A 17,529-nucleotide genomic window follows, 5' to 3' on the forward strand; every position below is an offset into this window, starting at 1 on the left:
GATTTTGACGCTTTGTTGTTTTGCGGTGGCGTGTTTGCTTTATGCGCCCGCTAGGGCGGTACGGTATGATTGCAGTCACTTACGTCACCCTGAGGTGGCGGTTATTTATTGTCCAGTACGCTGATTTGCCGTGTTGACAGGCATCGATTGCGGCGATCTTCGCGTCAGATGCATTCAAGTGGCATTATTTTTCAGTAAACTGGGTAATTTTCCTGGTCGCAAAGGCAATCAAGGCGGCTAGCTCTGTTAGAATCTTGCCCCATGATCAGACTTAAAACACTCACACTCCGTCGCGGCACCAAGGTGCTCCTTAATCGTGTCGAACTCACACTACAACCGGGCTCAAAAACCGGGGTAGTTGGAGCCAATGGCGCGGGTAAATCCAGTTTTTTTGCCTTATTGCGTGATGAAATTCATGCCGATGAAGGCGATTTAGAAATGCCACCTCGGGTGGCGATTGCGCATGTGGCGCAAGAAACCCCAGCTTTGCCCTGCTCGGCGCTTGATTACGTGCTGGATGGCGATATTGAACTGCGTAAAATCGAAGCCGAAATTGCCGCGATTACTTACGACGCCGATGATGACGGCATGGCGCATGGTGAGCTATTTGCTCGCCTTGAAGCCATTGACGGCTATACCGCGCAAGCGCGCGCGGCCAAATTATTGGCCGGTTTGGGTTTTTCTTTAGAAGAAAATTCACGCCCAGTATCGAGTTTTTCTGGTGGTTGGCGGATGCGTTTGAATTTGGCACAAGCGTTAATGTGTCGCTCAGACCTGTTGCTGCTCGATGAACCCACCAATCACTTGGATTTAGAAACCGTGGTTTGGCTGGAAGAATGGCTCAAAACCTACCCAGGCATGCTGTTGATTATTTCGCATGACCGAGATTTCTTAGACAGCACCATCAAGCAAATTTTGCACGTTGATAACGCGCAACTCACGGTTTACACCGGTACTTACGAAGATTTTGAAAATCAATGTGCTGAGCGCTTAGCGCAGCAATCACAAGCTTTTGACAAGCAACAACGGCAAATCGCCCATTTAGAAAGCTTTATTACCCGCTTTAAAGCCAAGGCCAGTAAAGCCAAGCAGGCGCAAAGTCGGGTAAAAGCCTTGGAAAAGATGGAAAAAATCGCTGCTGCGCATGTGGATTCGCCGTTTAATTTCTCGTTCCGCGAGCCCGATTCAAGCCCAAATCCTTTGGTGCATCTCGAAATGGCGTCGGCAGGTTACAGCGCCGAGCATCCGATCTTATCGGGCATTAATCTGAGCGTCGATAACTCAGCGCGCTTGGGTTTACTCGGGGTGAATGGTGCGGGTAAATCAACCTTTATCCGATCTCTGGCGGGTGAGCAAGACTTGCTGTCGGGGATTCGTACCGAAGGCAAAGGACTGAAAATTGGTTACTTTGCCCAGCATCAGCTGGAATATCTGCGCATCGACGAGTCGCCGCTGTGGCATATGCAAAAAATCGACCCGAATACGCGTGAACAAGAGCATCGCAATTTCTTGGGCGGGTTTAATTTCCACGGCGCGATGGCGCTTAATCCGATTGCACCCTTCTCTGGCGGTGAAAAAGCGCGTTTGGCCTTGGCTTTGCTGATTTGGCAAAAACCGAATCTATTGCTGCTCGATGAGCCAACCAATCACTTGGACATCGAAATGCGTGAGGCGCTGACGTTTGCGCTGCAAGATTTTGACGGCGCTTTGATTGTCGTTTCGCATGATCGACACATCTTGCGCGCCACAGTTGATGATTTTTGGTTGATTGAAGACGGTAAAGTTCAGCCTTTTGATGGCGATTTGGACGATTACACGCGTTACAGCCAAGAAAAACGCAGCAGTGACAAATCCGCCGTGGTGGCAGCAGCGAGTGCAACCAGCAATAGCACTGCGCCAACGGTGAATCGCAAAGAGCAAAAACGCCTCGAAGCTGAAGCACGGCAAAAATTAGCCAATGCGCGCAAACCGCTAGAAAAAGATTTGGCGCGAATTGAAGCTGAAATGGCCAGAATTAGCGCCGAGCAAGCCACCATCACCAGTACTTTGGCCGATGAAACCTTGTATTTGCCTGAGCGTAAAGACGCGTTGCAAAAAATATTGGCCAGCGAAATCAAGCTCAAAGAGAAACTCGCCGAGCGAGAGCTCGCTTGGGTGAGTGTGAGCGAAGAAATCGACAATCTGTCAGTGTGATGATGTATTGCCCGCTAGACTAATTTCTTGTTGGTCTAGCGGGCAATATCCAAAGGTATTATGCGATCGAATTGGGCTATTTTCTGGGTTTGGGCGCTGGTATTGGCGTTGATTTATTGGGTATTTAGTGGCTTTATCGCTCAGCAATATCAGCCAAAAATGCAGATTATCCAAACTGGCAATGCCGCTGAGCTCACTTTGCAGCGAGCCAGAGACGGCCATTTTCGCATCAACGGCCAGATCAATGGTGCGGCGGTCACGCTATTGCTCGATACCGGTGCGACATCGATTACGCTGAGTGAGCGCTTGGCGACACGGCTTAATTTGCCACGCGGCGAATCGTTTATTGCGCGCACCGCCAATGGCGAAGTGGCAGGTTACGAATCTAGGTTGAACGAATTAAGTTTTGGTCCGTATCGCTTTGAAAACGTTCGAGTCGGAGTGCTGCCCAATTTAGGCGATGAAGTCTTACTGGGGATGAATATTATTCGACACTTTGACATTCGCACGCAAGACCAGCAAATGCATTTAAAACTGATCAATTAAAATTGATGGATCGTGAATAAAAAATAGGCCGCTGAGATAGCGGCCTATTTTTTATTTTATCAAGGTAAATTGTTTCGTTTACTGCGGGCCGTGATGCTCGGAATTTAGACCGAACAATACTGCGTGCTTATTGCCAATCACCACGCAATACATGGGTTTCTTGCTCGAGATTGAGTCGGGTAACCGACTCTGGTGCAATGGGTTGGCCAACGACTAATCCGATTTTAGAGAAAATGCCGCGTGGCATTTTGAGCATGGCTGCGCCGTCTTTACGACTAAAAAAACTGCCCCATAAACCTTGTAGCGCCATTGGAATCACCGGCACGGGTGTAGTTTTAATGATTTGCTCAATGCCGGGCATAAAGCGATTAATTTTGCCATTGCTGGTAATTCGGCCTTCGGGAAAAATGGCAACAATTTCGCCATCGGCCAGTGCTTGGGCAATTTGAGTGAACGCAATGTCTTTCATTTGGGTGCTTTCTTTGCTGGGCGCAATGGGAATGGCATTGGCGGTGCGGCAAATGAAATTCATAATCGGTAAATTATAAATTCGATGATCCATCACAAAACGAACCGGACGCCGAATTGCGCCAGCGAGAATCATCGCATCCATGAAACTAACGTGATTGCAGGTTAAAACCACGGCACCCTGCTCGGGAATGTTTTCCATGCCCGTTTTTTTGATTCGATATAAGGTATGGGTCAAAATCCACACCATAAAACGCATTAAAAACTCGGGGATTAAAGTGTAAATATATATCGCGACAAAGATATTTAAAATACCCGCCAGTAATAATAATTGCGACACACTCAAACCGGCTTCAAGCAGGGCAATACTCATTGCTGCTGCAACGACCATAAATAATGAATTTAAAATATTATTGGCTGCAATTGCGCGCGAGGTAAATTCATGCTCGGTACGAATTTGAATCAGTGCATATAAAGGCACAATAAAAAATCCGCCAAAAACACCAATTAATAAAATATCAATAATAATTCGCCAGCTCGACAGCCCAGTTAAAAAGCTGTAGGCGGTATACGTGGCAGGGGTGAGATTTTGGCTGGCAAAAAATAAATCAATGGCAAATACCGAGAGGCCAATTGAACCAAATGGAACTAATCCAAGCTCCACCGCTGAATCGGATAGTTTTTCACACAGTAGCGAACCCATGGCAACACCGAGTGAAAATAGCGTCATTAATAATGTATATACCGAGGCATCGCCATGTAAGGTTTCTTTGGCGAAATTAGGAAATTGCGTTAAATAAATAGAGCCAAAAAACCAAAACCAAGAGATGCCCAGCAAACTATTAAAAACGGTTTTATTTTTGCGGGTATGTGAAATGATTTTTGCCGTTTCAGTAAATATATTCCAGCCAATTTTTAAATCGGGCGCGGTGGGTGGAGCCGCAGGCATGGCGCGGCTGCAAAAGTAGCCCATAATGGCAAAGCCAAGACAGGCGACAATAATATAAATTTCACCGTAAGGCTGCTGCTGAATAATCAAGGTACCCGCAATTTGTCCAAGTAAAATAGCTACAAAAGTGCCCATTTCGATCAGACCATTACCGCCTAAAATTTCGTTTTGTTTTAAATATTGTGGCAAGACCGAATATTTTAATGGCCCAAAAAAAGCCGAATGAATGCCCATTAAAAATAAACAGCCCATCAAAATCGCTGCGTTATGCCAAATAAATCCTAGGCCAGCGAGCAGCATGATGATAATTTCTAAGCCTTTAATCCAACGGGCTAATAGTGCCTTGTCATATTTCTCTGCCAGTTGACCGGCCAACGTCGAGAACAGAAAGAAAGGTAAGATAAAAATCCCAGCGGCCATATTAATTAGCACCGCACTATTGAGCCCCGCAGTGGATAGTCCATAAAATGCAATTAGAACCAAAAATGCATTTTTAAATAAATTATCATTAAATGCGCCGGTAAACTGAGTAAGAAATAAGGGAAGAAAACGCTTCTGACTCATTAAGTCAAACTGATTGGGCTTGTGCATGATGATCCACAAAAGACAACAAAAAAATTGATTGCAATGCGCAATCGATTAAGGCGAGATGCGCGTCGGCTTTGGCAATAAGCAAGAACCAAATTGTGCAAGGGCCGGCTCAATTAGCGGGTAATAAAAAACAACTTAAATCGGCTAAAGCTAGCCAATCAATGCTTTACGTTCGCGCTCTAAATTGGCGAGTAAACGCTGCAAGCTGTTTTCGATGGGGCGTGGCAAATCAACAAAACGAACGCCCAATAGCCAGCGTACTTTACCATCGGCCATCGTCACCGCGTGCGTAGAGCGAATCTCAACGTCTACTTTTGCAAAACCTGCGCTGGCTAAATCAAAATTGACTTGATGTAAAACTAAACCCGATGGAAATCCATCCTTGGGCTCATCTTTAAGCCAAATACCCGCGCCACCTAAAGAAATGTCATGTAGCTCAAGGTGCATTTTTTGCGCGGTAGGTAAATTTAATTCGCAACTTAATGGATTGGTGATGGGGGTGAGTAGGCGGAAGAATTCTCGGCGCTGCAATTTAATCAAATCGCTGGGGAATTGAATCGTAAATGCAGGTTTGCCTTCAAATTGACAGCGTTTGGCATGACCAACTGAAAATTGAATTTTGACGTTATCGAGTGCGGTAACAAACAAGATTTTGGTGACTTGAGTCAGTGCGGTATTACTGGGTTCATGCCCACCAACATCAATAATAAATTGCTGTGCTTTGGTGTCTACATTGAGTACCCGAGACAACATCATGTCTCGTCCAGCATTAAAATATAGCGCTAAATTGGCATTGCTTTGCGCTAAGCTGCGTAATACAAAAGCAATTTCCATAATGGCCGTAATACGAAAGGGCGCTATATCTTCTTGCTCAGCAATTGGGGCAATGCCGCCATTAACTTCATCTGACATCGTATATCCTGTATTGATTTTTTTATTCTGCCAATAGTAAATCTAAATCATGGGCAAATACAGCTGCGCCTGCGCCATAATTAACCATCACTCGGGTATTTCCTTGTGAGTCGATTAAATAACTACCTGCGGTATGATCCATAGTATAGCTATCGCCTTGCGTTTGCTTTTGATAAATGATCCGATATTTTTGTGCAATGTCGGCCAATTGCGCGGCATTACCACGCAAGCCCAAGAATCGAGTATCAAATGCCGGTACATAAGCAGCAAGAACTTGTTGGCTGTCTCTTGCTGGATCGACCGTAACAAATAAAACTTGAACCCGATCGGATTTGTCGCCCAGCATGTGCATTGCGGATTTTAATTCAGACAGTGTGGTGGGACAGACTTCTGGGCATTGGGTGAAGCCAAAAAATAACACGGTGACTTTGCCTTTGAAATCTGGCAATGACCGTGATTTGCCGTGGTGGTCGATAAGTGTAAAGTCGCCGCCAATTGGACCATTACTGATGTCGGCGCCCTTAAATTCGGGTTTGCTACAGCCACCCAGTAAGATTAACAACAAGGTCATCAGCATTATTTTTTTCATGGCGACTTTTTATCGGCGTTTAATTAAATCGGGGCGTGAATTAATTGGTTCAAGCTGCGCGATTGCGGCTGGCGAAATCGCCGCATTGAATGCTTCTGGGCAATAGGTTAGTTCAGCCAATAACGGCGCAGCAAGGTGCTGCTTTAAATAGGCCAAATTGTCGTCATAACGCGCAAATTGCGGATCAACCGGATTGGCGATCCAACCGGCAAGACTTAATCCTTGTTGCATAATGGCGTTTGCCGTCAACATGGCATGATTTAAGCAGCCAAGGCGCATGCCAACGACCATGATGACGGGGGCGTTGAGCAGCCCCGCCAAGTCAGAAATAGTTTCTTTGGCTGAGAGCGGCGCAAACCATCCGCCTGCGCCTTCGATAATGACGCGATCGGCAATGTTTGTCAGCTGCTGCGCACAATTTTTAAGGTGTTGTAAGTCAATGACAACACCTGCCTCTTGGGCGGCAATGTGGGGTGAGATCGCCGGCTCAAACAAATACGGGCTACACAGTGCCGCAGGCGCTTGGATATTGCTGGCGGCTCGATGCATTGCTACATCCGTATTGATGAGTATATCGCCAGACCTGATGCAGCCTGAGGCCGCTGGCTTCATACCCACGGTTTTAAAACCAGCGTTTACAAAGCCGCGAATCAGTTGCGCGCTGGCAACGGTTTTGCCAACGTCGGTGTCGGTGCCGGTAACAAAAAATAGTTTGCCGCTCATGTTAAAGGCGTTCTTGGACGAAAATTGATAATTTGGCTGCCATCTGGCCGCGCATTGTTTTTTGGCGTGGGTTTAAACGCATGGCCATACACGACTTCATAGGTGCACGGTAGTACGCCATCACGGCGAAATGCTTCGTATTGCGCTTGGATTTTTAGCCATGCCGCTTTGCCCAGTAAGCCATTGGGCCGGCCATCCATTTTGTTGCTGGCGCCAATGTGCTTTAAATCTTGCATCACGTCTTTGACTTTGGCATAGGTCATGGTGATGTACTCCATGTCCATTACCGGCATCGTCAAACCATGTTTGACCAGCGCATCGCCTAAATCATGCATATCGATAAACTGATTCACATGCTGATGACCATCAATGCCAGCAAATGCACTACGTAATTCTTTGAGCGTGTCTGGCCCTAGGGTGGCAAAAATAATCACGCCGCCGGGCTTTAAGATGCGATTAAATTCTTTAAACGCGGCATCGGGCGTATTGCACCATTGCAACGTTAAGCTCGACCAAATCAAATCGACAGACTCATCGGCCAGCGGAATGTGTTCAATATCAGCGCAAATCGAGTTGGTTTTGTTTTTGTCAAAGACCGATAGCCATTGCTTGAGGGTGCTGGTTTTGGCTTGCGACGCTTTGAGCATATTGAGCGCTAAATCAAGTTCAATATACTGGGCATCACTAAAACGCTGGCGTAAGAATGAGCGAGCATGACCGGTGCCGCTGCCGGCATCAAGAATGACTTTGGGGGCCAGATTAATGACGGCAAGGCGATCAAATAAACGCTCAACGACTTCTCTTTGCAATACCGCCGCCGCATCGTAGCTGCTGGCGGCTTTATCAAATGCGCTGCGAATTCGGTCTTTCTGATTGTAAAACGTTTCGTTCATGTCGGCGCCTTCGCCATTTTGTGTTTCACGATTTCAATCATGCCCGGCAAGATTGAAACAAAAATAATCCCTAAGATAATTGCGCTGAGGTTTTTTTGAATGATTTCTATGCCGCCTAATAAGTAACCGGCGTAGAGCAGTGAGCCAACCCAAGCGGCGGCGCCGATCACGTTATAGGCAAAAAATTTCCGGTACGTCATTGCCGCCATGCCAGCAACAAACGGTGCAAAGGTGCGCACAATGGGTACAAAGCGCGCAATGATGATGGTTTTTCCACCGTATTTTTCAAAAAAATCATGCGTTTTGCTGAGGTACTCTGGGCGGAATATTTTTGAATTGGGATTGGCAAATAGGCGATGGCCAAAGTATTTACCAATGGTGTAATTGGTCGCATCCCCTAGCACCGCAGCAATAAACAGCAGCGCAACTAAGAGATGGACATTCATTGTGCCACTCGCAGCAATCATTCCAGCAACAAAGAGTAAGGAATCACCGGGTAAAAATGGCGTGACAACCAAACCGGTTTCACAAAAAATCACCGCAAATAAAATGGCATAAATCCAAACACCATACAGGGCGACCCATTGCGCCAGATAGACATCCAGATGCAAGAAAATATTGATGAGATTAAAGTCCATGCAGGGCTCCGGGGTAAGTCGTAGTCAATGTCGATACAAGTCGTAGCAAGTACGGATCCAGTGACGATACGGTAAAGCGACACAACGACGCAATAAAGCGGCCAATGGCGCAAGAAAAACGCCGACGAAGCTTCGTCGGCGCTGATTGTATGCGATTGAAGGCGCTTAAACTACGGCTTCTTCTTTCACTTTGACCGGTTTGATCATATTGTCGCGGGTGATGCCAAACATCAGCAACAGTGGCGATGCCACAAGGACTGATGAATAAATCCCAAACACGATACCGATGGTAAGGGCCATGGCAAAGCCATGCAGCGCCGCGCCACCAAACAACAGCATGGACAACACCATGCACTCGGTTGAGCCGTGGGTAATGATGGTACGGCTAATCGTGGCGGTAATGGCGTTGTCGATGACAGCAGGTACTGACTTGCCACGCAAAGCCGGTTGGCGGAAGTTTTCACGAATCCGGTCAAACACCACCACCGATTCATTTACCGAATAGCCTAATACCGCCAAGATCCCGGCCAATACCGTGAGGTTAAACTCCCACTGAAACAGCGCAAAGCAGCCCAGAATAATCACCACGTCATGCATGTTGGCGATCACGGCCGATACTGCAAAACGCCATTCAAAACGCATCGCCAAGTAAGAAATAATCCCCAAGCACACCAAAATAAGCGCAGTTAAACCATGCGTAAATAGCTCGTCGCCAACGGATGGTCCGATAAATTCGACCTTACGCAATTCCACATCACTACGACTTTTTTGTAGCGCGGTGAGTACTTCATTAGAAAGCTGAGCGCTGTTTTTGTCTTTAATGTTCGGTAAGCGCAGCATGACATCGGTGGTGGTGCCCATCGATTGCACTTGCGCTTCGCCGTACTTTAAAGCATCCACTTGATGGCGAATCTCGCTGAGATTGGCGGCTTTTTGGTAGCGTAATTCCATGACGGTACCGCCAGTAAATTCGATACCAAAATTTAAGCCTTTAGCGACCAAGAAAAATACCGCCAATACAAAGGTCGCCAGTGAAATCGCCGTCGTGAGCTTGCCGTAGCTCATAAATGGGATGTCACGTTTTACATGAAAAAATTCAATCATTTTTCGCTCCCGCCTTAGACTGCTAACGTGTTCACACGACGGTTGCCGTAGATGAGGTTGATCATGGCGCGTGATACAAAGACTGCGCTATACATTGAAGTCAAAATCCCGATGCAATGCACCCAAGCAAAACCACGAATCGCACCCGAACCAAAAATCAATAGCGCTAAACCAGCGATCAAGGTGGTGATGTTTGAATCCAAAATCGTCGCAAACGCATGGTCATAACCGTTTTTGATCGCCAATTGTGGTGTTGCGCCATTGCGTAACTCTTCACGCACCCGCTCATTAATCAAGACGTTGGCATCAATCGCCATCCCCAAGGTCAAGGCAATCGCCGCAATCCCCGGTAATGTCAGTGTTACGCCAAGTAAGGACAGCAAGGCGAGTAAGAACAACAGGTTGGCGCCCAGCGACAGGGTAGAGACCACCCCAAATACGCGGTAATAGAACATCATAAATACGGCAATCGCAAGGAAACCATATAGCGTTGAGTTAAAACCCTTGCTGATGTTTTCTTTACCCAATGAAGGACCGATGGTGCGCTCTTCAACGATATTCATCGGTGCTGCTAACGAACCGGCGCGCAGTAGCAATGCGGTGTCATTGGCTTCAGCAACGCCCATCGAGCCCGAAATCTGCACGCGACCGCCACCAATCTCACCACGAACGACTGGTGCGGTAACCACTTCGCCTTTGCCTTTTTCAACCAAGATCATTGCGACGCGTTTGCCAATGTTGTCGCGGGTTAATACTTTGAAAATCGCTGCGCCGGTTGAATCTAAGCCCAGATGCACTGCAGGCTCGTTTTTGTCATCAAAACCCGCTTGCGCGTCGTTGATGTTTTCACCGGTGAGTTCAACTTCTTTTTTCAACAAGATCGGCACATTACGACCATCAGCACGGCGCTCACTCATCAGCTCGTAACCCGCTGGCACGTTGCCATTAATGGCTTCGGTCAGCAGTGCTTGATCGTCTGCCACCATGCGTACTTCGAGGGTGGCAGTGCGGCCAAGAATGTCTTTGGCTTTGGCGGTGTCTTGCACGCCAGGCAATTGCACGACAATGCGGCCTTCACCTTGCTGTTGAATCACGGGTTCTGCGACGCCCAATTCATTCACCCGATTGTGTAGCGTGGTGATGTTTTGTAATACGGCGTCATTTTTAAGCTTGGTAATCTCTGCCGTTGGATAGGTGATGACGAGTTTGTAACTGCCATTTTCGGCAATATCTTGAACTTTTAGATTGCCCAAGATTTTACGCACCGCCAAATTGGCGGCTTTAAGTGTCGCTTCGTCGCGCAGTTGCACTTCAACGCGATCACGTTCGCGGCTCACTTTGCCGTAACGGATTTTTTTGTCTTTGAGTTCGCGGCGAACGTCGCCTGCGGTTTTTTCTAGGGCTTTATCTACCGCCGCTTTCATGTCCACTTCGAGTAAGAAGTGTACGCCGCCGCGTAAATCCAGACCCAGTACCATCGGCTTGGCGTGTAGCTTAGTCAGCCAAACTGGCGTGTCTGAAATTAAATTTAACGCCACGATATAGTCGTCGCCCAAGGCCGCTTGGATCGCATCTTTGGCTTTGAGTTGAGCGTCGGTATCTTTAAAGCGAACTTTAACTGAGGTGCCTTCGAAATAGCTGTCAACTGGCGTGACATTGATCGCTTTTAAGATGGTGTCGGCACGTGCCACCATGGTATTGCTGACTTTAATCGTTGCACGGGCGCTAGAGATTTGTAGCGCAGGGCTTTCACCGTAGAAATTAGGAATCGTGTAAATCGCTGCAATCAGAATCGACGCAACAATAAGAAGGTACTTCCAAAGAGGATAGCGGTTCATGCTTGGGCCCCAACAAATACGGCAGCAAGGCTGCCGTATCATTGATTATTTATTGTTTTTTAGGGTGCCTTTTTCCAGGCGCTGACCGATGGCCGCACGCTGAACTAAGATCTCAACATTGTCTGACAATTCAAGCGTAACAAATTGGTCGTTTAATTTAACGATCTTACCAACGACACCACCGGTGGTGATGACTTCGTCATTTTTTTGCAGTGCTTCGAGCATGGCACGAAGTTCTTTTGCTTTTTTCTGTTGTGGGCGAATCATTAAAAACCAGAAAATCGCAAAAATAGCGATCATTGGCAAAAATGACATAAAGCTTGCTTCTGCGCCTGGCGCAGCAGCATTAGCGAAAGCAGGTGCAATCAACATATGGGTTCCAGTGTGTAAGCCAAACAAAGGCGGACTATTCTAGCGGGTGTCGCCGCTAAAATCCACCGCTCTGCATTTTATAGGCGGCATTCATCATGACTAAGCTGGGGTAACAAAGTTCTGCGCTGGGTCATAAAGTTCACTGGAAGTTGCTGTTTTGGGGCTAAAAAAGAGCGTGTGTCGTGATTGCCGCGCATCGTCAACAAAGCCCTTTGGCATTCTGTGCAAAATACCAACTGTATATTGCAGTATATTCCGGTGGCTTTTATGCCTCAAAGGCTACAGAACAATACCCATCGTGCTTAATTGTTGTCGTGCACAGGCGAGTCTTTGCTTGCCATGACCAGTCACGATCCGAAACGGGGTGCTACCCGCGCTTAAGTGCTGTAAGTAAATGTCAAATAACGCGGCGCGATTTTCTGGGTTTTCCCGCAATGGATCGGGTTGCCACGGCAAATCGGGCGCGCACAGCAATATGCCGTGATAGCTCACACTCGATTCCAATTGCGCGATCTCTATCGGGCAGTGGCCAAATTTCACTTGCGCCCAAATCCGGCACACCAAAGGTGAAGTGTCGCAAATTAAATGCGCATACTCGGTAGCCATCGCGTTTTCTTGCTGGTATTGCGTTTGCGCGATGCTGATCACATCGTGGATGTCGTAATGTTGATGCGGGTGTATTGCGAAATATTCTCGAGCATATTCAGCGACATAGCCGCATTGAAAATAATCTGCCAAGGCTTTGCCGAGCGTCGATTTGCCACAAGATTCAGGGCCAACAATGGCAATGCGCATCATGCTTTTTTGTGCCAATTAAGCCAGCCGGTGATGGCTAAAACGGTCAAGATAAGATACAGCACCGCCGTAAGATGCAAATCTTTATACCAATAAATGCCGGCTGAAATGATGTCGAGCACAATCCAATACAGCCAGTTTTCGATTTTTTTACGGGCTTGCATCCACTGTGCAATTAATCCAAAAATAAAAATACTGGAATCCAAATAAGGCACGTCAGTGGGCAAAAATTGCACTTGAAATTGCGCCACCAGCAATAGCAGGGCAATACCAATGATATTGATGTAAAGCCATTCTTTGCCACTTAAACGCTCGACTTTAAAGTCATCATGATGGGTTTGGCTCCGCCAATGATAAAAACCATAGGCGGCAATACCGGCGTAGACCAATTGCAGTAAGCTTTCGCCATATAAATTGGCGTTTAAAAATAAATACACATACAGCAAACTGGCGATCATTTGCAAAGGCCATGTTAAACGGTGCTGGCGTGTAGCTAAATAAATGGCCAATAAACTAATTACAAAGCCAATAATTTCAATCGTACTCATTCAATTTACCGGTTAATGCATTGCGTCGTGAATGCGTGGTGCAGGAAGTGGCGCGGCCAGGATTTAAAACATTGTTTTGCTCATTACAGTGCGAAATACTGAAAATCAACAGACGAGCACCCGAGCGCAGCGTTTTTTAGGCCGCAGACTATATTGAATAGAGAAAAAAAGGAAGCCAGAAATGAAAAGCTTTGCCAGTGGCCGCTTTATCGTTGAAAAAAAATTAGGGCAGGGCCAGCACGGCTTAGTTTATTTGGTCAACGATACCCAGCAGCAGCGACGTGTTGCACTGAAGGTGCTGCATAGTCACGCAATTGATCAGCTGCAAGCGGCCCAAGTCTTATGTCAATTCAAGCACCCCAATCGAGTAAATCTGTACGAAATCGTGGAAGACCAAGGCCATCCTTGTGCTGTTTTTGAATATGTAGAAGGCCAGACGATGGTTGCGTATGTGCAATCGACGGGTCCTGTCGCGCCCGTTGTTGCTGTGCAATGGCTGTCACAGCTGCTAGGTGGTGTGATTGCCGCGGCACAGCAGGGCGTAAATGCCGCCGCCAGTGCGTTACATAACGTATTTTTAACCACCAATGGCCAAGTGAAGTTAATGGATTTTGCCATTAGTCCCGGTGTTTTTTATGCTGAGGCGGCTTTGCGCGCTGAAATGACAGCTCGCCGTGCTGAGGGGCCAACAACGCTGGTTTTTGCTTATGGCCTGATGTTGTATCAAATGTTATGTGCTCAAGGCTTAAGCCAAGACGCAATGCCTGAGTTAGTGGCGAGCATTGATCGCGGTGTGGTGCCGTCAACGTACAATGCTGCGATTGATCCGCAATTAGATCATTTATTGATGATGGCGCTATGCGAGGGTGAAACGCCGGCGTTTGCCGATGTAGCGGCCTTGCACGCGGCACTCACCGCATGGCTACTCAGTAGCGAGCATCAGCCTGCCGCACAGCGCAATAGCACCTTGGACTTTTTGCTACGACGCATGCGGCATACCGCCGACTTTCCATCACTATCGCAAACCATTAGTGCCATTAATAAGCTCAACGATGTTGAAGGTGAGCGATTGCAAAATCTGTCCAGTGTGATTTTGCAGGATTTTTCTTTAACCAATAAATTACTCAAGATGGTCAATTCTGCCAATTATGCTCAATTTGGTGGCTCAATTAGTACGATTTCTCGAGCGATTGTGATTTTAGGCTTTGATACAGTACGTCACTTGGCGATTACTTTATTGTTGTTTGAGCACATGCAAAACAAAGGGCAGGCCGAACGTTTGCGTGAGGCGGTATTGCAAAGCTTTTTTGGTGGTATTTTAGCACGCGAACTGGGCTTAAAAAGTGCGTGGCGAGATGTTGAGGAGTTGCTGATTTGTGGCGTGTTTCAGCATTTAGGCCGATTACTCACCTTGTATTATTTTCATGAAGAAAGTTTGGAAATCAATAAGCGCGAAGCGCAGTATCAAGAAAGTGAGTCCGTGGCGGCAGAAGCGGTACTGGGGATTACATTTCAAGAACTGGCCGCGGCAGTGATGCAGTTTTGGCATTTCCCCGAGCGGATCACGCAAAGCCTGCATCCATTGCCCAATGCGCGGTATGCGCCGCAAACGCAAGCGGAGCGTTTGCGAGTATTTGCTAATCTATCGGTCGATTTATTGCCCTTAGTGGGCTTGACGGGGAAGGCGTCAACGACGTATTTACGGCAAATCATTCAGCGCTATGCGGGAGCCGTAGCATGGAAAGACAGCGCTTATCATGAGGTGTTGCGCTCGGCCGCTCAGCAATACTTGTCTTATTTGTCGATTCTGGGGGTCGATATCCAAGGTAGTGTATTTGCCCGCAGCATTAAGAAACTTGTGGCTCACAGCGATATACCTGCAGAAGACGCAGAAATAGAGGGGATGCAAGCGGCAGCGAATCGCCTGCAAGCGACAGCACCGGCGCTGAGTATGGCCGCAAACTTGGCCGCAGGAGTGCAAGATATCACCAATACTTTGGTGGGCGAATTTAAATTAAACGATGTGCTGCGCATGATATTAGAAACCATGTACCGCAGCGTGGGCTTTGAGCGTGTTTTGTTTTGTACCCGAGACAGCAAGTTAGCTGCGATGGTAGCGCGATTTGGTTTTGGCGCTGATATTGATCAGATTTTGCCGCAATTTCAATTTAAATTAGAGCCAGCCATCGATCTCTTTCAGTGGGTTTTGGCGCAGCAAGCGGATGTGTTAGTCGAAGACATTAATGCAAAAAACATTGCTGAACGCATTCCGCCTTGGTATCGGGCGCTATTACCCGCTCAAACTTTGATTGTATTTCCTTTGGTGCTAGATAAAAAAACCATTGGTTTATTTTACGGTGATCAGCGTGAGGCGCAATCGTTGGTGATTACGCCTGAGCAATTAAATTTGTTAAAAACGCTGCGCAATCAAGCGGTGTTGGCTATCAAACAAAAGCAACTCAGTGGCTAATGCTGCACTGCACAAATAAAACTTGACATTCAGTGGCTGCCAGCTAAAAATGTCAATTGATGCAGTGCACAATTTAACCATCTGGAGAATCTACATGTTTAATGCTCAACAACAGTTTGCTGACCTTGGCCAAGCTCAACTAGAAAAATCTTTACGTTTAACTAATATCGCTTTAAGTGGCGCTGAGCGTTTGTTTCAATTGCAAATGGGTATTGCACGTGATTTGTTGACTGAAAACGCAAATACGGCAAAAGCTTTGTCGGGTGTTAAATCAATTCAAGAATTGGTTGAACTACAAAAAGGCTTGGCGCAACCGAATGTTGAGAAAAGCATCGCTGTTGCGCGTACCGTGTATGAAGCTGCGAGCAGCACGCAAGCTGAATTGAATAAATTGGTTGAAGAGCAAGTGCTTGAATTCAATAAAAACCTCGTAACAAGCTTGGACAAAGCTGTGGCACAAACGCCTGCAGCAAGTCCAGCCGTTGCTGCAATGAAAAAAGCAGTTGAAAGCGCAACTAGCGCTTACGATGCCATCAATAAAACCAGCCAACGCATTGTGACTAACCTTACTGATGCCACGGTTGCTGCTGTAGAAACCAGCGCTAAAACAGTGGCTCACGCTGCGAAGTAATCTTGTTTTAGGCATAAAAAAAATCGACCTTCGGGTCGATTTTTTTATGCTGATTGCTTCGGCGATGTATTGGCAACATGAGCGCAATGGCCCGTATTGCCAATATACCGAACTCTTTATTTCAATTGCTGCAATAAATCTTGCAAGATTTGTTTGCTATTGGCATCGCTCTCGCCGCCATTGAGGGGCTTGGCGATGATGCGCGTGCGATCAAGCTCTTGTTTAAGTTGAACTTGATATTGCTGCATCGGCGTTTCTTTTGGATTTTCTTTGCTGCGCCAAAATGCCAAGCTACCTAAATAATCGCTTCCTTTTTCTTTCGAAATATTCGCAGCAGCACGTTGCACAATAAATGTACCGTCGTTGCGATTACGATCTTCAACGGTGTAACCAATTCGATCAAAGGCCAAACCCACACGGCGCCATGCTCGATCATAAGTGTCTTTAAGTTCGAGCTGATTGCCAGCAGGGTTGAGTGTTGCTCGTGATGGAAGCGTGGTCGCCGTTTGCATCGCCGTTACCGCTTGCTCTTTGCTCATGCCAAATTGCTGTAGCATCAACTTCAGCATTTCAGTATCAAGTTCAGGGTCTGAAGGTCTTGGCGTCCAGATGGTTTTGCCACCGCCGCCTGCGGCAGAGACTTTGGCCTCTTCTGAACCATCAGCAAACACTTCACGCATGCCACGGTGTGTCACGTAGATTTCAACCGTGCCCGGCTCAATGCCGCGCTCGATGCGGGTACGATAGCGATCAAGCTCGCCGGTCGAGATAAAGCTATCTGCAACTTTACGTAACAAGTTAGTCACAAAGTCGCCCGGTAAGGCCGCACGATTTTCTAGCCAATCGGTCTCCATAACGCCAGTTTGCTCATTGTCTTGCGTGAGCAAAAAGCCATGGCTAAGCCAAAACTCACGTAATTCCGGCCAAACTTTCGCGGGATCACCTTTGACGACTAACCAGCGTGCGCCATTGGCTTGCATGATTTTGGCGTTTTCATAGATCGGCAGAACACTAGCCGTATCGCTACTGGTTTTGTGGCTTTGCGCTTCATTGGCCAGTACTGCGCTCTTTGGCACGACATAGTTGTTATTCACATTCACCGCGGTTAAATCCGGCGGTACTTCGAGTGAGTTTTTGGCTAAATTGTCGCTGCCACCACGATAATCAACTTTGCTTTGCATCAGCAGTTGATCTGTAGAGCAGCCCATTAGGCTCCCAATCATGAATGCGCTTGATAGATATAGAGCTAATTTCTTTTGCTGCATGTTT

At 47.1% G+C, this 17,529-nt stretch carries 16 protein-coding genes; 4 read left to right on the forward strand and 12 right to left on the reverse strand.

Annotated elements, in window-relative coordinates:
• The first annotated feature begins 261 nt into the window (after positions 1-261).
• On the forward strand, positions 262-2,193 hold the full coding sequence (locus tag LG219_RS01510; RefSeq protein WP_226762786.1) for an ATP-binding cassette domain-containing protein: 1,932 nt from the start codon (positions 262-264) through the stop codon (positions 2,191-2,193).
• Between the two features lie 60 nt (positions 2,194-2,253).
• On the forward strand, positions 2,254-2,739 hold the full coding sequence (locus LG219_RS01515; RefSeq protein WP_226762787.1) for a retropepsin-like aspartic protease family protein: 486 nt from the start codon (positions 2,254-2,256) through the stop codon (positions 2,737-2,739).
• A gap of 127 nt (positions 2,740-2,866) precedes the next feature.
• Here LG219_RS01515 and LG219_RS01520 read toward each other — a convergent pair whose 3' ends face one another.
• The 11 genes from LG219_RS01520 to pnuC form a co-directional block, all read right to left on the reverse strand.
• A complete protein-coding gene (locus LG219_RS01520; protein WP_226762788.1) occupies positions 2,867-4,747 on the reverse strand; it encodes an MFS transporter in 1,881 nt (626 codons plus the stop codon).
• A 150-nt stretch (positions 4,748-4,897) separates the two neighbouring features.
• Complete coding sequence (locus LG219_RS01525) at positions 4,898-5,659, reverse strand: flagellar brake protein (RefSeq protein ID WP_226762789.1); 762 nt, start codon at positions 5,657-5,659, stop codon at positions 4,898-4,900.
• A 22-nt stretch (positions 5,660-5,681) separates the two neighbouring features.
• On the reverse strand, positions 5,682-6,248 hold the full coding sequence (locus LG219_RS01530; RefSeq protein ID WP_226762790.1) for an SCO family protein: 567 nt from the start codon (positions 6,246-6,248) through the stop codon (positions 5,682-5,684).
• A 9-nt stretch (positions 6,249-6,257) separates the two neighbouring features.
• Positions 6,258-6,971, reverse strand: coding sequence for a dethiobiotin synthase (gene bioD, locus LG219_RS01535; RefSeq protein WP_226762791.1), 714 nt, complete (start codon positions 6,969-6,971; stop codon positions 6,258-6,260).
• Positions 6,968-7,864: a malonyl-ACP O-methyltransferase BioC gene (bioC, locus tag LG219_RS01540; protein WP_226762792.1), complete on the reverse strand. Its 897-nt coding sequence runs from the start codon at positions 7,862-7,864 to the stop codon at positions 6,968-6,970. Before bioC ends, bioD begins: the two co-directional genes overlap by 4 nt.
• Positions 7,861-8,502, reverse strand: a complete 642-nt coding sequence (locus LG219_RS01545) for a DedA family protein (RefSeq protein WP_226762793.1) — start codon at positions 8,500-8,502, stop codon at positions 7,861-7,863. The genes bioC and LG219_RS01545 overlap by 4 nt, the downstream gene beginning before the upstream one ends.
• Positions 8,503-8,667: 165 nt before the next feature.
• The gene (gene secF / locus LG219_RS01550) at positions 8,668-9,603 is read right to left on the reverse strand and encodes a protein translocase subunit SecF (RefSeq protein WP_226763193.1); all 936 of its coding nucleotides are present in this window, start codon (positions 9,601-9,603) and stop codon (positions 8,668-8,670) included.
• Between the two features lie 17 nt (positions 9,604-9,620).
• On the reverse strand, positions 9,621-11,444 hold the full coding sequence (gene secD, locus LG219_RS01555) for a protein translocase subunit SecD (protein ID WP_226762794.1): 1,824 nt from the start codon (positions 11,442-11,444) through the stop codon (positions 9,621-9,623).
• Positions 11,445-11,489: 45 nt separating this feature from the next.
• Positions 11,490-11,816 carry a preprotein translocase subunit YajC gene (gene yajC / locus LG219_RS01560; RefSeq protein ID WP_173534178.1) on the reverse strand — a complete coding sequence of 109 codons (327 nt, stop codon included), beginning with the start codon at positions 11,814-11,816 and terminating at the stop codon, positions 11,490-11,492.
• 279 nt (positions 11,817-12,095) lie between these two features.
• On the reverse strand, positions 12,096-12,614 hold the full coding sequence (locus LG219_RS01565) for an AAA family ATPase (RefSeq protein ID WP_226762795.1): 519 nt from the start codon (positions 12,612-12,614) through the stop codon (positions 12,096-12,098).
• Entirely contained in the window at positions 12,611-13,159 is a 549-nt protein-coding gene (gene pnuC / locus LG219_RS01570) for a nicotinamide riboside transporter PnuC (RefSeq protein WP_226762796.1), read from the reverse strand. The genes LG219_RS01565 and pnuC overlap by 4 nt, the downstream gene beginning before the upstream one ends.
• A gap of 181 nt (positions 13,160-13,340) precedes the next feature.
• On the opposite strand from pnuC, the gene LG219_RS01575 reads away from it, so the two are divergent.
• Together LG219_RS01575 and LG219_RS01580 are read left to right on the forward strand one after the other, a co-directional pair.
• Complete coding sequence (locus tag LG219_RS01575) at positions 13,341-15,629, forward strand: HDOD domain-containing protein (RefSeq protein WP_226762797.1); 2,289 nt, start codon at positions 13,341-13,343, stop codon at positions 15,627-15,629.
• 94 nt (positions 15,630-15,723) lie between these two features.
• Entirely contained in the window at positions 15,724-16,260 is a 537-nt protein-coding gene (locus LG219_RS01580) for a phasin family protein (RefSeq protein ID WP_226762798.1), read from the forward strand.
• A gap of 116 nt (positions 16,261-16,376) precedes the next feature.
• On the opposite strand, the gene bamC is transcribed toward LG219_RS01580, so the two are convergent.
• Complete coding sequence (gene bamC, locus LG219_RS01585; protein ID WP_226762799.1) at positions 16,377-17,441, reverse strand: NlpB/DapX family lipoprotein; 1,065 nt, start codon at positions 17,439-17,441, stop codon at positions 16,377-16,379.
• Positions 17,442-17,529: the final 88 nt, after the last annotated feature.

It is taken from the genome of Deefgea salmonis, from assembly GCF_020531905.1.
Lineage (GTDB): Bacteria > Pseudomonadota > Gammaproteobacteria > Burkholderiales > Chitinibacteraceae > Deefgea > Deefgea salmonis.

Coding starts and splice junctions, on each gene's coding strand:
- LG219_RS01565 (WP_226762795.1), bottom strand. CDS start 12,614: ATGATGCGCATTGCCATTGTTGGCCCTGAATCTTGTGGCAAATCGACG.
- LG219_RS01530 (WP_226762790.1), bottom strand. CDS start 6,248: ATGAAAAAAATAATGCTGATGACCTTGTTGTTAATCTTACTGGGTGGC.
- LG219_RS01580 (WP_226762798.1), top strand. CDS start 15,724: ATGTTTAATGCTCAACAACAGTTTGCTGACCTTGGCCAAGCTCAACTA.
- LG219_RS01575 (WP_226762797.1), top strand. CDS start 13,341: ATGAAAAGCTTTGCCAGTGGCCGCTTTATCGTTGAAAAAAAATTAGGG.
- LG219_RS01520 (WP_226762788.1), bottom strand. CDS start 4,747: ATGCACAAGCCCAATCAGTTTGACTTAATGAGTCAGAAGCGTTTTCTT.
- LG219_RS01525 (WP_226762789.1), bottom strand. CDS start 5,659: ATGTCAGATGAAGTTAATGGCGGCATTGCCCCAATTGCTGAGCAAGAA.
- bioD (WP_226762791.1), bottom strand. CDS start 6,971: ATGAGCGGCAAACTATTTTTTGTTACCGGCACCGACACCGACGTTGGC.
- secD (WP_226762794.1), bottom strand. CDS start 11,444: ATGAACCGCTATCCTCTTTGGAAGTACCTTCTTATTGTTGCGTCGATT.
- pnuC (WP_226762796.1), bottom strand. CDS start 13,159: ATGAGTACGATTGAAATTATTGGCTTTGTAATTAGTTTATTGGCCATT.
- bioC (WP_226762792.1), bottom strand. CDS start 7,864: ATGAACGAAACGTTTTACAATCAGAAAGACCGAATTCGCAGCGCATTT.
- LG219_RS01545 (WP_226762793.1), bottom strand. CDS start 8,502: ATGGACTTTAATCTCATCAATATTTTCTTGCATCTGGATGTCTATCTG.
- bamC (WP_226762799.1), bottom strand. CDS start 17,441: ATGCAAAGCAAAGTTGATTATCGTGGTGGCAGCGACAATTTAGCCAAA.
- LG219_RS01510 (WP_226762786.1), top strand. CDS start 262: ATGATCAGACTTAAAACACTCACACTCCGTCGCGGCACCAAGGTGCTC.
- yajC (WP_173534178.1), bottom strand. CDS start 11,816: ATGTTGATTGCACCTGCTTTCGCTAATGCTGCTGCGCCAGGCGCAGAA.
- LG219_RS01515 (WP_226762787.1), top strand. CDS start 2,254: ATGCGATCGAATTGGGCTATTTTCTGGGTTTGGGCGCTGGTATTGGCG.